This is a genomic window from Limnoglobus roseus, assembly GCF_008254045.1.
Taxonomy (GTDB): Bacteria; Planctomycetota; Planctomycetia; order Gemmatales; family Gemmataceae; genus Limnoglobus; species Limnoglobus roseus.
The window spans coordinates 3,625,713-3,642,167 of the sequence record NZ_CP042425.1 but is presented as its reverse complement, the minus strand read 5'-3'; the positions used below and the strand labels follow the sequence as shown (position 1 = coordinate 3,642,167).

General features: G+C 65.6%; 15 protein-coding genes. 9 read left to right on the top strand and 6 right to left on the bottom strand.

Annotated features, from left to right (window positions below; all coding sequences use genetic code 11):
• Positions 1–79 precede the first annotated feature (79 nt).
• The 6 genes from PX52LOC_RS15305 to PX52LOC_RS15280 all read left to right on the top strand — a co-directional run bounded on the left by PX52LOC_RS15305 (position 80) and on the right by PX52LOC_RS15280 (position 4,497).
• Positions 80–418: a YegP family protein gene (locus PX52LOC_RS15305; RefSeq protein ID WP_149110932.1), complete on the top strand. Its 339-nt coding sequence runs from the start codon at positions 80–82 to the stop codon at positions 416–418.
• 23 nt (positions 419–441) lie between these two features.
• The gene (locus PX52LOC_RS15300; RefSeq protein WP_149110931.1) at positions 442–1,632 is read left to right on the top strand and encodes a hypothetical protein; all 1,191 of its coding nucleotides are present in this window, start codon (positions 442–444) and stop codon (positions 1,630–1,632) included.
• A 65-nt stretch (positions 1,633–1,697) separates the two neighbouring features.
• Positions 1,698–2,690 (top strand): GTPase, encoded by a 993-nt coding sequence (locus PX52LOC_RS15295; protein ID WP_149110930.1) that lies wholly within the window; start codon positions 1,698–1,700, stop codon positions 2,688–2,690.
• 45 nt (positions 2,691–2,735) lie between these two features.
• On the top strand, positions 2,736–3,560 hold the full coding sequence (locus tag PX52LOC_RS15290; protein WP_246173733.1) for a PSP1 domain-containing protein: 825 nt from the start codon (positions 2,736–2,738) through the stop codon (positions 3,558–3,560).
• Between the two features lie 20 nt (positions 3,561–3,580).
• Positions 3,581–4,027 carry a Minf_1886 family protein gene (locus PX52LOC_RS15285; RefSeq protein WP_168219008.1) on the top strand — a complete coding sequence of 149 codons (447 nt, stop codon included), beginning with the start codon at positions 3,581–3,583 and terminating at the stop codon, positions 4,025–4,027.
• Positions 4,024–4,497 carry a hypothetical protein gene (locus PX52LOC_RS15280; protein WP_149110928.1) on the top strand — a complete coding sequence of 158 codons (474 nt, stop codon included), beginning with the start codon at positions 4,024–4,026 and terminating at the stop codon, positions 4,495–4,497. The genes PX52LOC_RS15285 and PX52LOC_RS15280 overlap by 4 nt, the downstream gene beginning before the upstream one ends.
• Positions 4,498–4,707: 210 nt before the next feature.
• Here PX52LOC_RS15280 and PX52LOC_RS15275 read toward each other — a convergent pair whose 3' ends face one another.
• On the bottom strand, positions 4,708–7,386 hold the full coding sequence (locus tag PX52LOC_RS15275; RefSeq protein WP_149110927.1) for an FG-GAP repeat domain-containing protein: 2,679 nt from the start codon (positions 7,384–7,386) through the stop codon (positions 4,708–4,710).
• A 293-nt stretch (positions 7,387–7,679) separates the two neighbouring features.
• Here PX52LOC_RS15275 and PX52LOC_RS15270 point away from each other — a divergent pair, with 293 nt between their 5' ends.
• Together PX52LOC_RS15270 and PX52LOC_RS15265 are read left to right on the top strand one after the other, a co-directional pair.
• A complete protein-coding gene (locus tag PX52LOC_RS15270) occupies positions 7,680–8,150 on the top strand; it encodes a carboxypeptidase-like regulatory domain-containing protein (protein ID WP_149110926.1) in 471 nt (156 codons plus the stop codon).
• A gap of 191 nt (positions 8,151–8,341) precedes the next feature.
• A complete protein-coding gene (locus PX52LOC_RS15265) occupies positions 8,342–8,683 on the top strand; it encodes a YegP family protein (protein ID WP_149110925.1) in 342 nt (113 codons plus the stop codon).
• A 60-nt stretch (positions 8,684–8,743) separates the two neighbouring features.
• Here the strand turns inward: PX52LOC_RS15265 and PX52LOC_RS15260 are convergent, their stop codons facing one another.
• From PX52LOC_RS15260 to PX52LOC_RS15240, 5 genes are all read right to left on the bottom strand, one after another.
• Positions 8,744–9,640, bottom strand: coding sequence for a D-alanyl-D-alanine carboxypeptidase family protein (locus PX52LOC_RS15260; RefSeq protein ID WP_149110924.1), 897 nt, complete (start codon positions 9,638–9,640; stop codon positions 8,744–8,746).
• Positions 9,641–9,844: 204 nt separating this feature from the next.
• Positions 9,845–11,716: a molecular chaperone HtpG gene (gene htpG / locus PX52LOC_RS15255; RefSeq protein WP_149110923.1), complete on the bottom strand. Its 1,872-nt coding sequence runs from the start codon at positions 11,714–11,716 to the stop codon at positions 9,845–9,847.
• Positions 11,717–11,890: 174 nt separating this feature from the next.
• Positions 11,891–12,598 carry a 50S ribosomal protein L3 gene (rplC, locus tag PX52LOC_RS15250; RefSeq protein WP_149110922.1) on the bottom strand — a complete coding sequence of 236 codons (708 nt, stop codon included), beginning with the start codon at positions 12,596–12,598 and terminating at the stop codon, positions 11,891–11,893.
• Between the two features lie 233 nt (positions 12,599–12,831).
• Positions 12,832–13,473: a hypothetical protein gene (locus tag PX52LOC_RS42520; protein WP_246173732.1), complete on the bottom strand. Its 642-nt coding sequence runs from the start codon at positions 13,471–13,473 to the stop codon at positions 12,832–12,834.
• 136 nt (positions 13,474–13,609) lie between these two features.
• Positions 13,610–15,523: a hypothetical protein gene (locus PX52LOC_RS15240; protein WP_149110921.1), complete on the bottom strand. Its 1,914-nt coding sequence runs from the start codon at positions 15,521–15,523 to the stop codon at positions 13,610–13,612.
• A gap of 153 nt (positions 15,524–15,676) precedes the next feature.
• Here PX52LOC_RS15240 and PX52LOC_RS15235 point away from each other — a divergent pair, with 153 nt between their 5' ends.
• The gene (locus tag PX52LOC_RS15235; RefSeq protein WP_149110920.1) at positions 15,677–16,399 is read left to right on the top strand and encodes a tetratricopeptide repeat protein; all 723 of its coding nucleotides are present in this window, start codon (positions 15,677–15,679) and stop codon (positions 16,397–16,399) included.
• Positions 16,400–16,455: the final 56 nt, after the last annotated feature.

Below are 16,455 nucleotides of genomic sequence, written 5' to 3'. Positions count from 1 at the left end.
CCGCGGCCCGCGATGTGGGATAACGACGGGGCCGACCCGACGGTTGGATCGCTTTCCCTTCTCAGCCCCGGAGAACGTCATGGCAGCGAAGTTCGAGCTCAAGACGGCCGCGAACGGCCAGTTCCACTTCAGCCTCAAGGCCGGTAACGGCGAGATCATACTCAGCAGCGAACAGTACACGGCGAAAGCTGGTGCCGAGGGCGGGATCGAGTCGGTGAAGGCCAACGCCCCCGACGACGCGAGGTTCGAGCGGAAGGCCGCGAAGGACGGCTCGCCCTACTTCGTCCTCAAGGCCGCGAACGGGCAAGCCCTGGGGCGGAGCGAAATGTACTCCTCCACGGCGTCGATGGAGAACGGCATCGCGTCGGTCAAGAAGAACGCGCCGATCGCGAATGTCGTCGATCTCACCACGGCGTGACGGGCGACCCCGTGAGTGTTTTCGTGGTCGAGCGACAGAACTGGCAGCGGGTGCTGGGCGGCTACGGCCGCCGGCCGGGATCAGTTCGCGTGGCCACGTTTCAGGACGCCGGAAGTGCGAACCGCCTCGCACTCTGGCATGAGAGTCAAGCCCGCGCGGTCATCAACCCGTTCGCCCGGATGGCGTCCGGCAACGGGCACGACGAGACACCCTTCGCCGGCCGCCTGCGCAACCCGTGGAACGCGACGCGCCTCTCGGAAGAAGCCCTCGTCGAAGCCCTTACCTCGCACGGTATTCGTCCGCCCACTCTCGGCACCGGCAGCGGGCGAGCGTGGGACGTGTGGTGGGTCGAATCGCGACCGAATTGGAGCCTCGAACAGCGAACCACGGTCTGGAACCACTTGACGAAGATGCGGTTCTACGCGGTGACGGAAGAACCGGAAACGCCGTGCGTCTACGCGGTCCTCCAATTGCGGTGGGACTACAGTCGCCCGAGTTGGGGCACGACCGACATGGAAGGCGGGACGCTCGTGGCGGTCCACCGGACCCGTGGTCGAGCCGAAGCCGACGCCCTCTGCCGCACGCAAGAACTCGTCGCCTGCCCGTGGCAGGTAACCCCGTTCGAGATGAACGAGCGGACGTTTCCCGATCGCGAGTTTTATGCCCAGCCGCCGTTGCCATCGGCCCACCCGCAGGTCGCGATCTACACCGACGAGAATTATTACCACGTCGGCGAGGTTCCTCTGTTCGAAGTCCACGAGGTGCCTTGCGAGCCGAACGTCGGCGACAAAGCCTGCCTGGTGTCCCGCACGGCCTTCACACAGCCCCTGGGAGGACGGCCCGACCTCGTTGCCGACGGCACGTTCCCGGTGCGTCTTTTCCCGGACGAGGAATCCGCCCGCGCGTGGTGTGCGATGCGTGAAGTGGAGCACCGTCGCGAATTCCCCGTGGCCTGGTACAGTCGGTGCTTTGAAGACATGTGGGGAGACGACACGGCCCGTTCGGACGTCAACGCCTTGCTAGAACTGTGCGACCTCCCACCTTTGCCGCCGCCCAACCCGGCGGCTGATTTTCTGTCGATCGACTTTCGGTACTGGTGGTACGAACACGGCCACCGCGTTACGCCGGACCAGTGCCAACTCTTCTGGGACCATTTCCACCGAGACGAGTGCTTCTTCTCCCGGCAGTGGGTCACGATCCGGGCGACGCAATGACTCGGCGTTCCGTATAAAATCGCCATCCCGCCGACCGGGTGGCGAATTTATCAGGACATCGACTCATGGCCGTCAACCTCCCGCCGCACTACCACGACGCGGAAGCTCGGTATCAGAAGGGCAAGAACGCCGAGGAAAAGCTCGCCGCCCTCCGCGAGATGTGGGTGCTGCTGCCGAAGCACAAGGCCAGCGAGAAGGTGCAGGCCCAACTCAAGACGAAGATCAGCGAACTGACCGACCAGATCGAGCAGGAAAAGTCCGGGCCGAAGAAGGCCGCCCCCGGCACGTTCAAGATTCCGAAACAGGGGGCCGGCACCGTCGTCTTCCTCGGCCCGCCGAACGCCGGGAAGTCGCTACTAATCTCGAAGCTCACGAAGGCTTCGCCGACGGTCGCGCCGTACCCGTTCACCACCCGCGAACCCGTCCCCGGCATCATGGACGTGGGCGACGTTCGCGTGCAACTCATCGACCTACCGCCGATCACCGCCGACGCCTACGAGCCATTCATTACCGACTTCACGCGATCCGCCGACGCGGCCGTGCTGTTTCTCGACCTTGCTGACGACGACGGCCCCGCGAACACCGAGGCCACGATCGCCCGGCTGAAACAAGCCCGCCGCGTCCTCGTGCCCGAGAAGGCCACCGACGACGACCCGACGACGTACCAACTGAAGACGCTGCTCGTCATGAACAAGGGCGACGACGAGGCCGCCGACATCCGCCTGGAGATCGCGAAGGAGACCTTCGGCTCGCGCTTCCCGGCGCTCGTGATTTCCGCCGAGCGCGGCGACGGGTTACCGGAGTTGCGACAGGCGATCTACGACGCGCTCGGCGTCATCCGCATTTACACGAAGCAGCCCGGCAAGCCGGTCGACAAGTCGGCCCCGTTCACGTGCCCCGTCGGGTCGAGCGTGTCGGAGTTCGCCGGGTACGTTCACAACGACTTCGAAGAGAATCTGAAGTCGGCCCGCGTCTGGGGCAGTGCCCAGTTCGACGGCCAGACGGTCGGCCGCGATCACGTGCTGAAAGACCAGGACGTGGTCGAATTGCACGTGTAATGCTGGTCCCGCGTGGCGAAATCGAGAAGCAGTAAGGAACCCCTCATGCCCCCCCCGCGATCCGACGCACCCGCTTACATCGTCCGCCACGGGGCGATGCGCTTCCTCGGCGAATTCATCGCGCCGGGGCTGCCGCCGATCCCGCGGCTGGAGAAAGTCATCGTCACGACCGAGCGCGGCCACGAAGTCGGCGACGTGCTGTGCCCGTCATCGCCGCAGGCGCTCGCCGCGCTGCCGGACCCGATGAACGGCACCATCGTTCGCGTGGCCACGGTCGCCGACCGGCAAAAGATCGCCGAGATGCAAGCCGCCCGCGAGACTCAGTACGCGAAGTGCGCCGAACTGATCCGCGAACACCGACTGGCGATGCAGGTCGTGGACGTCGAACACCTCTTCGGCGGCGAACGGCTCATCATGTACTTCATCTCCGAGAGCCGGATCGACTTCCGCGAACTCGTGAAGAGCATGGCCCGCGAGTTCCGTGCCCGCATCGAACTGCGGCAGATCGGCGTCCGTGACGAGGCGAAGTTGCTCGCCGACTACGGCGACTGCGGCCGGCCGGTGTGCTGCAACACGTTCCTCGCGGTCATGCCGCCGGTGAGCATGCGGATGGCGAAACTTCAGAAGGCGACGCTCGATCCCAATAAGATTTCGGGACGCTGCGGCCGATTGAAGTGCTGCCTCCGGTACGAGCAGGACGTGTACGAGGAGTTCACGAAGGAACTGCCGCCGGTCGGGGCGCGGGTCGTCACGAACAAGGGCCAGGGCCGGGTGTTGGCCCAGGAAATTCTGGCGCGACGGCTGTTGATCGAGTTCGAGGACGGGCGGCGGTTGCCGGTGGCGGCGGCCGACGTGTTGACGCGATTGTAGAACGGATGCGAGTCGGGGCGATGACCGCCCGCGCTGAGGAGCTTACGGTGAACCCGAAGTTGTGGAACCTGATTCAAGAAGACCCGCGGTACATGTACGAGGCCTACGAGTTCGTCTGCGAAACGGTCACGTACACCCAGGAGCGGCTCGGCCGCGCGCCGGCGGAACACCAGCGGGAACAGTCGGACACCAACCACGTCTGCGGCCAAGAGTTGCTCCGCGGGGCGTGCGACCTGGCCGTGCAGCAGTTCGGCATGATGGCCCCGGTCGTCTTCAAGCTCTGGGGCGTTCACACGACCGACGACTTCGGCGAGTTGGTGTTCAACCTCATCAAAATCGAGCAACTGAGCAAGTCCGACCGCGACGACCCGAACGACTTCCGCGACGTGTTCGACCTGCACGCGGCCCTGGCCGACGGGTTCCAACTCACGACCGCCGCCTACCCCGCCCGGAAGATTGACCGATGACCTTCGCCCGCGTCAAGCTCGCCCTCGCCGCGTTGGCCTTCGTCGCCTGGCTGTCCTGGCTGGCCGTCACGGTCTGGAACAAGGGCACGGTGCAACTCGTCTCGACGGCCCAACTGACGGCCGCCACGCACCTCGTCGTCGCCACCGTTACAACCAACGACGCCGGCGACGCCCAGCCGACGGTGACGGTGACGAAAGTCCTCCGCGCCCCGGCCGGCGAGGCCGTGGTCGGGCCGATCGCGGTGAGCAAACTCGACACGGCCTTCACGCCGTTGCCGGTGAACGATACCCGCCGCATCGCGGCCGGCGAGTACCTGTTGCCGCTGATTAAAACGCCGGCCGGGTACAAGATCGCCGGCCTACCGCGGTCGCCGGGGTTCGAAGGGGCCGACCTCGACCAGCCGATCGTGTACCCGTGGACGGACGACGTGAAGGTTCAACTGCGGAAGTACGGCATCCTGAAAGAATGACGTGGTTTCCGCCGCGGAGCGGCGGTAGCCGTTAGCCAGGGGCGTAAGCCCCTGGGAAATCCGTGAGACCAAAACAGCCCCGGAGGGGCAGCAGACACACTGCTGCCCCTCCGGGGCTGTTTTGTTGGGGTGACGATCCCAGGGGCTTACGCCCCTGGTTAACGACTACCGCACCTCCGGTGCTGAAAACCTTTCGTGCGTCAGACCGGCTTACCCCACGTACACGCCGTCGGTCTGTGGGTCGGTCCCGAAGGGGCGGATCGAGTTCGCGAGTTGCGGCTCACTGTTCACCGGAGCCAAGCTCGCACCCTTGTAGGTCCGCACCGTCGCCACCAGCCCTTCGCCACTACCGGTGACGAGTTCGGATTCCCCGTCCCCGTCGACATCCTTGGCCGTCACCCGCACGCCGCCGCGGCTGGTCGAATCGTTGGCGACGAAGAAGTTCGCCAGCGGCGACGCCTGCTCGGCGGCCACGTTCGACATGATGCCCGCCCCGCCGAGGACGAACACCCGCGGCGCACCGCCGGGACCGCCGCCGAACGCGAGGTCGGCCTTGCCGTCACCGTCGAAGTCGCCGGCCGCTAGGTAGACGCCGTTCCGCAGCCGCGTCGCGTCCTCGCCGGGGAAGGCGAAGAAGTCGTTGACCAGTCGCTTCGGCGCGCCGGACTTGAGCGTCGTGCCGTCGAAGATGGCGATCCGCGGACCGCCGCCGAACCCCGCCGCGACGATCAGGTCGTTCACGCCGTCGCCGTTCACGTCGCCGAAGGTCGTCCGGGCACCGCCGCGGAAGCTCGCGTCGTCGATGCCGAAGAAGTTGGCCTCCGTGACGAGTTGGCCGTTTTGCACGCGGTAGACCTGCACCCGGCCGCCGCCGCCGACGTCCGGGGAAACAATGATCTCGTCGTCCCCGTCCCCATCGACGTCACCTGTCGCAACGAATAACCCGCCCTTGAAACCCGATTCGAAGGTGGCCACCGTGTTCCCCGACAGCAGGTCGGTCCCGGTCGCCCCGTCGATGATTCGCAGGAGCGAGCCGCCCCCCGCCCCGATGCCGTAGACCGTGTCGTAGACGCCGTCGCCGTTGAAGTCGCCGACGGCCGCACGAACCGACCCGGTGTACTCGGGGAACGGGGCGACGGCATCGCCGACCTGTTCGAGCACGCCGTTGTGGAACACGTAGTTCTTCACCACACCGTCCGGGCCGGAGACGGACACCACATCCGGCAGCTTGTCGATCACGCGGTTGAGAACCCTCGGCGTGGTCGGCGGGCTTGCGGGCGGCGATGTCGGCGGGCTTGCAGGCGGCGATGTCGGCGGAACTGTGGGCACGGTGACCGGGGGCACGGTCGGAACAGTTGTTGGTGGAACCGTGGGCACGGTCACGGGCGGAACTGTCGGGGTCGTGACCGGCGGAACCGTGGGCACGGTCACGGGCGGAACCGTCGGGGTCGTTACGGGCGGGACGCTCGGCACTTCCACCGGCGGAACGGTTGGCGGCGTGGTCGGCGGCGAGGGAATCGTAATCGGCGGCACGATCGGCGGGATGCCCGGAATGGTGATCGGCGGCACGACCGGCGGGGTTGTCGGTGGGGTGGTCGGGGGAGTGGTCGGCGGCGTGACCGGCGGCGTGGTCGGGGTGGTCGGCGGCGAGGGGATCGTGATCGGCGGCACGATCGGCGGGATGCCCGGAACCGTAACCGGCAGGACCGTCGTGTTCAGGTACACCTTGAGCGTGCCGTCCGAGAGCAGCACGCTGATGTCCGGCTTGCCGTCTTTGTTGAAGTCGCCCACCTTCAGTTGGGTCGGGTCGGTCGTGAGGCTGATGAGGTCGTTGACCGAGGTCGTGAAGTTGCCGGTGCCGTCGCCGAGCAAAATCTTCACGGCCGCGTTCTTCGTGTCGCCGACTTGCAGGTCGGTGATGCCGTCGAGGTTCACGTCCGCGGCGACGACCTTGCCGAGCACGCCGCCCACGTTGATCGGCGTGCCGAGGGTCAGAACGCCCGTGTTGTTGCCGAGGGCCACGCGGAGTTGCCCGGCGTTATCGGTGACGGCGATGTCCTGTTTGCCGTCGCCGTTCAAGTCGGCGACGACGAGGCCGGTCGGGGTGTTGCTGCCCGTGGAAAGCAGGTTGCCGAGCGAGAACTTGCCGTTGCCCAGGTTGTTCAGGATTTGAACGCCCTTCTGGGTGCCGGTGACGATGCTCACGATGTCGGCCTTGCCGTCGCCGGTCAGGTCCGCAAGGGTCGGGGCGGCGACGCCGGTCAAACCGCCGAGGGACTGAATCGTGTTCGTGAGCAGGCCGCCGAGGCCGTTGCCCGTCAGGATGCCGAGGTTATTCGTGACGTTCGAGGTGACGACGTCCAGGGTGCCGTCGAGGTTCAGATCGCCGACCGCCAGGTCCTGGGGCTTGAGGCCGCCGAGGTTAAGGTTGATGAGCGAGCTGCCCGACGCGGTGAAGCCGCCGCTGCCGTCGCCGGCGAGGACCGTGATGCCGCCGGTCAGCCCGGCGTTCGGCCGGGTGACGATAATGTCGGGTCGGCCGTCGCCGGTGTAGTCTGCCGTGGCTAGGGCCGACGCCCCACCGCCGAGGAGGCCGCCGAGGTTAATCGTCCCGGTCGTCGCCGATTGCGTGAAGCCGCCGTTGCCGTCGCCCATCAGGATTTGAACCGAGGTCGAGTTCAAACTGCCGACGGCGAGGTCGGTCTTGCCGTCGCCGTTGAAGTCGCCGAGGGTGGACGCCGGCGCGCCCGACAGGGGTGAGAGTAGGCTCACCACGTTGCCCGCGCCGAACAGGGCGGGGATGCTGCGGTCTTCGAGTTGGACCAGGGTCGGGGCGCTGCGGAACGATTGGACCGTGTTGCGGGGTTGGGTTTTGCGATTGCGGCTCATGGTGCGATTCCTCGTATGGTTGGGGCTTGAGCGGTGGAAGTTTTTGGAGCGAACTTCGACGACAGGGGCATTTAGGATGAGGGCAAATGGCGTCAAAAACTTTGTGCCGAGAAATCCGACAGGTTCCGTGGCGGCCGAATGTTCGGCCTGGCGTGCGCAAAATTTTGCAGGCAGGTTGAACGATTCGAGACGGGCGGGAACGCTCAATCCGAGCGTGCGTAAAAGCCTGACACTTGGCCCTACCCTTCCCCGTGATTCGTACCATGCCACGGAAGGTATTTCGGAGGTGAGTGATGCGGTCGGCCCTCGGACTCCTCGGCGTGCTGTTGCTCCCGCTTGCGGGGCAAGCGCACGGGCTAGACCTGCAAGCGAAGGTCCGCGATCGCACGGTCGCCGTGTCCGCCTACTACGACGACGACACGGCCGCGGCCGGCGCTACGGTGCGGGTCGAAGGCGAAAACGGGTCGGTAATCGCAGAGGGGAAAATGGACGGCGACGGCGACTGGGCGTTCCCCGTTCCGCCGCCGGGCCGGTACAAGATCAGCGTGAACGCGGGCGACGGTCACGTCGCCCGGCGGACCATCACCATCGCCCCTGAAACGCCGCTCACCGACGGCCCGACCCGCGAGGAGTTCACCGGCCCGATGCGCTGGGCCTACGCGGCGGCCGGCCTGATCGCGATTGCCGGGCTGACGTTCGGCGTGCAGGCCCTGCTCCGCCGGCGGTCCCGGCACGCGGGCGGGCAACCGTCGGTGATTGAATGACCGCCCCAAACGCGAGCGCCGACCGGGCTTCGCCGACTTGACTAACTGTCAGAGTCTTTGCGACGCCGAACCCTCACCTTGATCCCGGCAGCGACTTTTCATTGCGGACGCCGTTCGGGTGCGAAATAATGGGGTCTGCCTCGGTCCCTCGTTTCCCGAGACATCCGCATCTCTTTTCAAGGACATCGCTCATGAGCAAGTTCGTGCGATCCCTCACCCTCCTGTCGGCCCTCGCGGTGATGGCCGCCGGGACCGGCACGATGGCGCAAGACAAGAAGGCCGACGCCAAGAAACCGGCCGACGCCAAGAAGCCTGCCGACGCCAAGAAGCCCGAGGAGAAGGCGGCCGGCAGCATCGAAGTCTACAAGAACGACAAGGGCCGCTGGCGGTACAAGATTCTGAACGCCGAAGGGAAGACGATCGCGATGCCGCTGCCGCAGTTGAACTGGGAAACGAAGGCCGACGCCGAGAAGGCGATCACGGAATTGAAGACGATCCTGAGCACCGTGAAGCCGACCGAAGTGAAGGAGTAGTCCTCCACGACTTTCAAACTGGAACGCGGATCCCGCGGGGTCCGCGTTCGCATTCTTATCTCACTTCCCGCTCGCCTTCTCGTGCCACGCCCAGCGGAACAAATTGCGGGCGTCGATGTACCGGCCGTCCGCGGACGTGGAACCCAGGACGACGACGATCACGCGGTCTTCGCCCCGCTTGCAACTGGCCACCAGACAGTTGCCGGCCGGCGTCGTGGTGCCGGTCTTCACGCCCTCGTAGCCCTCGATGTCCAACAACTTGTTCGTGTTCGTCCACACGGCCTTGCGCTTGTTACCGCCAGAGTCGGTGATGCTTCCTTCGTAGTGCCGGGTGCTGACGTACTTTCGGAACGCCTCGTCCTTCAGTGCTTCCCGTGCGAGTGTCGCGAGGTCGCGGACGCTCGACACGTTCTGCGGGCTGAGGCCGTTCGGGTCGCGGTACGACATTTCCTTCAGGCCGAGTTCCTTGGCCCGCCGGTTCATCTCGTTCACGAATCGCAGCAAGGGTTCGCCGTCCGCGTCCTTGCCGAAGCGCGAGCCGAAGTGCTCGGCGAAGGCCACTGCTGCGTCGTTGCCGGACGGCAATAGGAGGCCGTAGAGCAACTCACGGACGGACACCTTCTCGCCGGCGTTGAGCTTCGCGGAACTGCCGACCGTCTTCGCCGCCCGCTCGGAATATGTGATGGTCTCGTCGAACACCTTCGCGTCGTCGGCCGCGAGTTTCAGGACGATCCACGCGGTCATGATCTTGCTCGTGCTGGCCATGGGCCGGGCTTCGGCCTGACTGTCGCCGCCGAGGACTTTGCCGGTTGCGCCATCGACCGCGATCCACGCCTTCGCCGAGACGAACGGCGGCCCATCGGGGGCGTCGGGCTTGGCTTTCAGCGGCAGGGACTGAGCGGTCGAGAGCAGGGGGAAAAACGCGAGAAAGGCGAAAGCGATGGCGCGGCGGGTCATGGAGTTTTCCACAATGGGACAGCGACGTGAGAGGTAGCGGCTTTCTTATTCCCTCCCCCTTGAGAGGGGAGGGCTAGGGAGGGGGTGAAAACCTACCGCCGAAAGATGGAGACCGTTGCCACGAGTGGACGTGCCATCACACCCACCCTAACCCTCTCCCCTCAAGGGGGAGGGATCAAAGCCGCCCGCCGTGAAACGTGCGGATTACTTCAGGCTCGCGGTCATCAGTTCGTTAATTCGCTTCGCGAAGCCGACCGGGTCCGTTACCTTCGACCCCTCGGCGATCACCGCTTGATCCAACAGCAATCGCGCGAAGCTCTCGACGCGCGGGTCGTCGGGGTTGGCGGCGTGCAGGTCCCGCAACGCGGTCACGGCCGGGTTGGCCGGGTTCAGTTCCAGCACCCGCTTGTTCTCCTCGACCGCCTGGCCGAACTTCCGCATCAGGCGTTCCATGTTCGCGTTCATGCCGCCGGCCGACGCTACCAAGCAGGCGGCACTGTCAGTCAGTCGCGTCGTCAGTTTCACGTCGGCCACGTCCGACAGCTTCATCTTGACCGCGTTCAGCAGGTTCGCGAACTGGTCCGTCGTCTCCTGCGGGATGTCGCCGCCGGTCTCCTTTACGTCGCCACGGTCGGCCGCTTGCAGCGACTTCCCCTTGTACGCGCCGTACTGCGGGATTGCGAACTCATCGACCGGGTCGGTCAAGAGCAGCACGTCGTAGCCCTTCGCCCGGAACGATTCCAGGTACGGCGAGTTCCGCAGTTGGGCCGTCGTCTCGCCAGTGAGGAAGAAGATTTGCGGCTGCCCCTCCGGCATCTTCTCGACGTAATCGGCCAGCGTCGTGTACTTGCCCGCCTCCGTGTTCATCGACTCGAACAACAGCAGGTCGGCGACCTTGTCCTTATTCGTCCAATCGCGGGCCAGCCCCTCCTTCAGCACCGGGCCGAGGCCCTGGTAGAAGGCGACGTACTTCTCGTACTCCGTGTTCTTCAACGCTTCCAGGCCGGAGAGCACCTGCTTAGTCACGTTCTTCTTGATCGTCTCCAGCAAGGGGTTCTGCTGCAAGAGTTCGCGCGACACGTTCAGCGGCAGGTCGGCGGCGTCCACGACGCCGGTGACGAACCGCAAATACGACGGCAGCACGTCCTCGCAGCGGTCCATGATGAGCACCCGCTGGGCGTACAACCGCAAGCCGCCCTTCTGCTCCTCCCAGTCCATGTTGAACGGGCGGTGGGCCGGGATGAACGCGAGCGCCTTGAACTCCGTCTTCCCCTCCACGGCGAAGTGCAGAACCTTCGCCGGCGGCTCGTGGTCATGCGAAATCTGCTTGTAGAACTCCTCGTACTCTTCCGGCTTCACCTCGTTCTTCGACCGCAGCCAGACCGCCCGGCGGTTGTTGACCGTCACCTCGGTCGTGGTCTTGGTGCCGTCTTTCTCCTCCGTCTCGTCCATCACGATCGGGTGTTCGACGAAGTCCGAGAACTTGCGGATCAGTCCCTTCAGCCGGTACGGGTCGAGGAACTCCTGGGCGTCTTCCTTCAGGTGCAAGATCACGTCGGTGCCGCGGGTTTCCTTCGGCGCGTCCTCGACCGTGAACTGCCCCTGCCCGTCGGACGCCCATTTCACGCCGAGTTGCGAGCCGCCGGTGGGGCGGGTGTGGACCGTCACCGTGTCGGCGACCATGTACGCGCTGTAGAAGCCGACACCGAACTGCCCGATGAGGCCGGGCGTGTCGCCCTGTTGCTTCTGCTGAATCGCCTTGAGGAACGCCTTCGTGCCGGACTTGGCGATGGTGCCGAGGTGGTCGATCGCCTCGTCGCGGGACATGCCGATGCCGTTATCAGAGATCGTCAGCGTCTTCGCCTCGGCGTTCGGCGTGATCTTGATCTTCCAGTCGCGGTTGCCTTCGAGTTGGTCTTCCTTGTTGACCGAGTCGTACTGAACCTTCGCGATGGCGTCGCTGGCGTTGCTCACGAGTTCCCGCAGGAAGATCTCGCGGTCGGAGTAGAGCGAGTGCGTGATGAGGTGGAGCAGTTGCTTCAGTTCGGCCTTGAATTCCAGTGTTTCGGCGGACATCGGGTGTTCGTCTCAAGGGGAAGTTTGCCGCCCGATCACCGTTGACCGGGCACAGGTTAGTAGTAGGCACGCCCCGCGTGCCGTCCACCCAACGCGAAAACCCTGGCGGGGCGAGACAGATTTCGCTGTCTCGCCCCGCCAGGGCCATTCCGGCACACGGCCGAATCGCGGTGGTTACTTCTTGTTCGTCGGCCGAACGAGAACGACGGCCCCGTTGTGGCCGGGGATCGAGCCGCGGACGAGGAGCAGGTTGTTCGCTTCGTCGATCTTGATGACCTTCAGGTTGCGGACCGTCACGCGGGTGTTGCCGTACTGACCGGCCCGCTTCAGACCCTTCTTCGGGCGACCCGAACCCCGGTTACTGGCCAGCGACGAGGTCGAACCGGCTTGCCGGTGAACCTTCTTGGCACCGTGGGCGGCGGGCAGACCGTCGAAGTTGTGCCGCTTCATAACCCCCTGGTAGCCGCGGCCCTTCGAGGTGCCGATCACGTCCACGGAAACCACGCCCTTGAAGACTTCGCCGACGTTCACCACGTCGCCGACCTTCTTATCGGTGGTGTCCACGCGGAACTCGCGGACGTACCGTTGCGGTTCGCAGTCGGCCTTCGGCGGCAGTTGCACGCCGGCCTTCTGACGGCCTTCCTTCCGCTTCGACTTCAGGCCGGCGGCCACGTGGCCTTGCTCCGACCGCCGGGCGTTCTTCCGCGGCTTGTCCTTGAAGCCGATCTGCACGGCCGAGTAGCCGTCCTTCTTCGGGTCTTTGTCCTTGATTTGCAGCACGCGGCACGGGCCGAGTTCGAGAACCGTCACGGGTTCGGCGTCGCCCTTGTCCGTGAAAACTTGCGTCATGCCGACCTTGAGGCCGATCAGTCCGAGGGCCATGTGTGCCCCCTCCTTCGAATGGTGTGCGTCCGACCGACCTGCGTTCCATCACGAGCGATGACGCACCAGTCGCGTTGTGTGCCGGACGGCGTTGAATCTTAAATGATAGGGAACCGCGTGCGAACGACAACGCTCGCGATCGCGGGTTGCCCGATCAAAGGCGAGCGGCCCGGCGTGAGCGGGCCGTGTCTGGGCACACTCAGACACGGCCCGCTCACGCCGGGCCGCTCGCCTTATTCTTTTCCCAGTACGAGATCGACGACCCAGCACCCGCGGACGTGCGGTCCGTCGCTGCGGCAGTGGCTCAGGATGTCGGCGTTCTCGCACCCGGCGTCTTGCAGGGCATCGGCCAGGATCGCCAAGCGGTCGAAGGCTTTGTCGTCATAGATGCCATGAGCGATGGCGGCTGAGGAGAGCCAAGAAGGATCGACGGCGATGGGGCGGAAGGGGTTGCCGAAGATGTCGCGTATCAGTTCGCAGTGGGTCGGCGAGATCGGCCAGAAAGGGTAGTCAGCAGCCTGGCTGCCTGGCCGATCAAACGTGATGCTCCATTCATAAATGGAGGCGGTGAGGGCTGCCGCCTCCGCTAACCACAGCCGGTCGTCATGGCTTTCGGGACCGGCGTCCCACAACTCGTCTCGCACGTCCCAGGCACCGTCTACGACAGGCTCCATTGCAGTGGCGTCTATCATCCCGTCGGCAAAACGCTCAGCCGCCTCTATCGCTCGACGGCTCCGTTCGTCTTCCAACCGGCTCCAGGATGCGCGGGCGAGGGCGATCCCAAGCAACCGTAACTTCCGATCACTCGTCTTCCCTTTAAGAAATTCCAGCATCGGGATTGGATCAATCGCCGTCAGCCATTCCACTTCCGTCATCGTCGGCCCTCGACGGCGGTCGTCGCGCTCCCCTCCGCAAAGCCTCCGGTTCGCGGCTAAACGGTCGGTGCGGTCGGGTTTCGGTTTTCACTCCGCATTCCGCATTCCGCATTCCGCATTCCGCATTCCGCACTCCTTAGGGGTTTTCCCACGATAGCACGATCCGCGATTGCGGGCCGATCAGCCGCAGGCGGACCATCGGGATCGGGTCGGACGGGTCCGGGTCGCGCTCGACCAACAGCACGCCGGGGCCGGCTCGGAGGCCGGCTTGATAGTGCAGGCTCAGCACGATCACCTTCGCCGGGATGGGGCCGCCGTCCGGGTGCGGGGCGTCCACCGGGACCACGTCGGTCAGCACGATCTTGCGGCGGTCGGCCTGCGAGAGCGTGGCCTGCCCGGTCAGGATGAACGACTTCGTGCGCTTGAGTTCGAACAGCCGCACGTCGCCGCCGTCGCGGTATTGTTGAATCTCCTTCGCGAAGCTCACCCGCCGCCAGCGGTCGCGGGCAGAGGCCGACCGTGTGACCACCCAGCCGATGTTGTACCGGCGGCAGAACTCTTCCAGTTCCACGTCGGTCCAGTCGGTCAACCGCCGGCCGTTGAGCGTGTCGCCCCGCAGCCGGCAGAAAGCGTGTTCGAACTTCGCGTCCGGGTCGAGGCCGCCGATGTACGCCCGGTTCGTCAGCCACGGCAAGAGGGCCGTCCAGTTCCACCCCGGTTGCCCCGTCGGCGTTTCTTCGAAGAGAATGCGGGCTTCCGCGGTCGTGCGCTGCTGCAAGTCCTGAACGAGCGTCGCCTGATCGGCTGACAGTCCGAGTGCGATCGGCTCAGCCTGGATGCCGAGTTGATAGCGGAGTGGTTCGGTCCAGTGCCCGCCCCATCCAGTCGCCAGCACGACGCCGGTCGCGGCAACCACAACCACCCGTGTCAAACCGGCCCGCTTCGCCCACAGGGCCAGCCATGCCGCCGCCGGCAGCGTCGCCAGCCCGACCACGAGCGACGCCGCCCGATCGGCTTCACCGTTCGCCATCGGCGGCCAGACGTTCCCGAGACGGGCGACCAGGAACCCGAGGCCGGCGGTCAGCAGCAACACGACCGGGGCACTCCGATGCTTCTCGCGGGCCAGAACCATGCACCCGAACAACCCCGCCACGACCAACGGCCAGCCGAACGGGGCCGGGCCAAAGAGCCGGGCGTGCCCCGGCAGCGTGTCGACGATCACGTCCCACGTCGGCAGCGGAGCCACGTCGTCTACCGATGGCTGCCGCAACCACCAGAACTTGCCCCAGTCGAACAGCCACCACAGGTTGAGCGCGAGGCCGAACAGCGTGACGCCGTACAAGCCCAGGTGCCACGCGAGGCCGTGCCGCGGGGCGACGGCGAGGTAGTAAATGCCGAGGATCGGCGCGAGGCCGAGGATCACGACCGGGTGCCCGTACCATCCGGCCACGGAGGCCATCGCCAGAATCACCCACGCGGTAACGCTCGGCTCCCAGTGGTAGCGCGACAGCCAGCAGACGTACACGAGGGCGGCGTGGCCGGCGAGGAGGAAGTCGAGGTGGCCGGAGTCGAGGATGCCCCGCACGGCCGGCGACCACCAGACGCCGCACCCGAGCGCCCCGGCCAGGCACGCCGCGGGGGCCGAAATCCCCAACCCGCGGGCGGCGAGAACGTAAACGAGGGGGACGGCGAGGCTGGCGAGGAAGAGGCCGAACTTGTAGGTTTCCGGCCCCGCGTGTTCGCCGCCAAAGTAGAGGACCAACTCGGCCGGGCGGCACCCACCGTCGAAGACCGGCGTCTTGGGGTAGCCGGCCTGGAAGTTCGGGTCGAAGCAAGCCGTCGCCGTCCGCTGGCGGAACGTCTCCGCCCCGAGGAGGCCGTGGTAGAAGTGCAACGGATGCCGGCCCGCCACGATGGGCCGCGAGTCCCGTACGCCCTCCCGACCGCCAAAGAGTTGGTCCGTCAGCCCGAGTTGCCCGACGACGAGCGCAACGACCACCAGCAGCCAGCTCGGCTGCGTTCGAAATCCGGGGTTGGGTTGTTCGTCCATTCGGCCGCATCCGTGCGAGTCGTCGGCCACGGATGGTAACGTGCCAGAGCCGAAATGGGCAAGAGCGGAACGGTGACGCAATATTCCGCGCAAGCGGCTGGCGGATCGGCGTTCCCCTTGCGAGAATACGCCACACGGCCACGGGACTTTACCATGACTTCGTCATTTGCCAAGTTTGCTCAGCCTTCCCTCGCGGACTTGACGAGTCGGTTCTTGGCCCGCCCCGCCGCGTTGGAAACGGATACGAGCGTTGAACCGCACGAAGTGATGGCCGGCTTCACGGCCGACGCCCGCACGACGTGGACGGAAGCGACGGCCGCGGCGAAGTTCCTCGGCGTGAAGGACTTGCCCGCGACGCTGCCCGGCGAATGGGCGGCCCACTCGCGGCAAGCGTCCGCCGAGTTCCTGCCCCTCGCCATCGGCCACTTCCCGCAACAAGTTCGCGACATCAACAGCCTGATTTCGCCCGCGAAGAAGTTGAGCACGACCACCGAAAGTCGTGGCTGGACCGCAACTTCGGCGAAGTCGCCCCTCGCGAACGCTCTCCTACAGGCCGCTTCCGCTCGCGTCGGCGGGAACTACGCCGAGGCCGAACGCCTGCTCGCTCAAGCCGAAACGCTGGCCGACGAAACCGCGAAGACCGTCGTTGAGAACGAGCGAGCCGCCCTGTTGTGGCAGCAAGGCCAACGGACCGCGGCGGTTGCGATCTGGAAGCAGTCTGACAATCGCGTGTCCGCCTTCAACCTCGGCATGGCGGCCCTGGCAAACGGTCAAAAATCGGAGGCCCACGCCCACCTGAATGCCGCCGCCGAGCAACTGCCCGAATCGAGTGGCTGGCACCACCTGGCCCGCCTTTATCTTGCCCTGGCATCGTAACTGTCAGAGATTCTGGCGCCGAATGTGAATTCGGCGGAAAATCCCACACTGTTGCT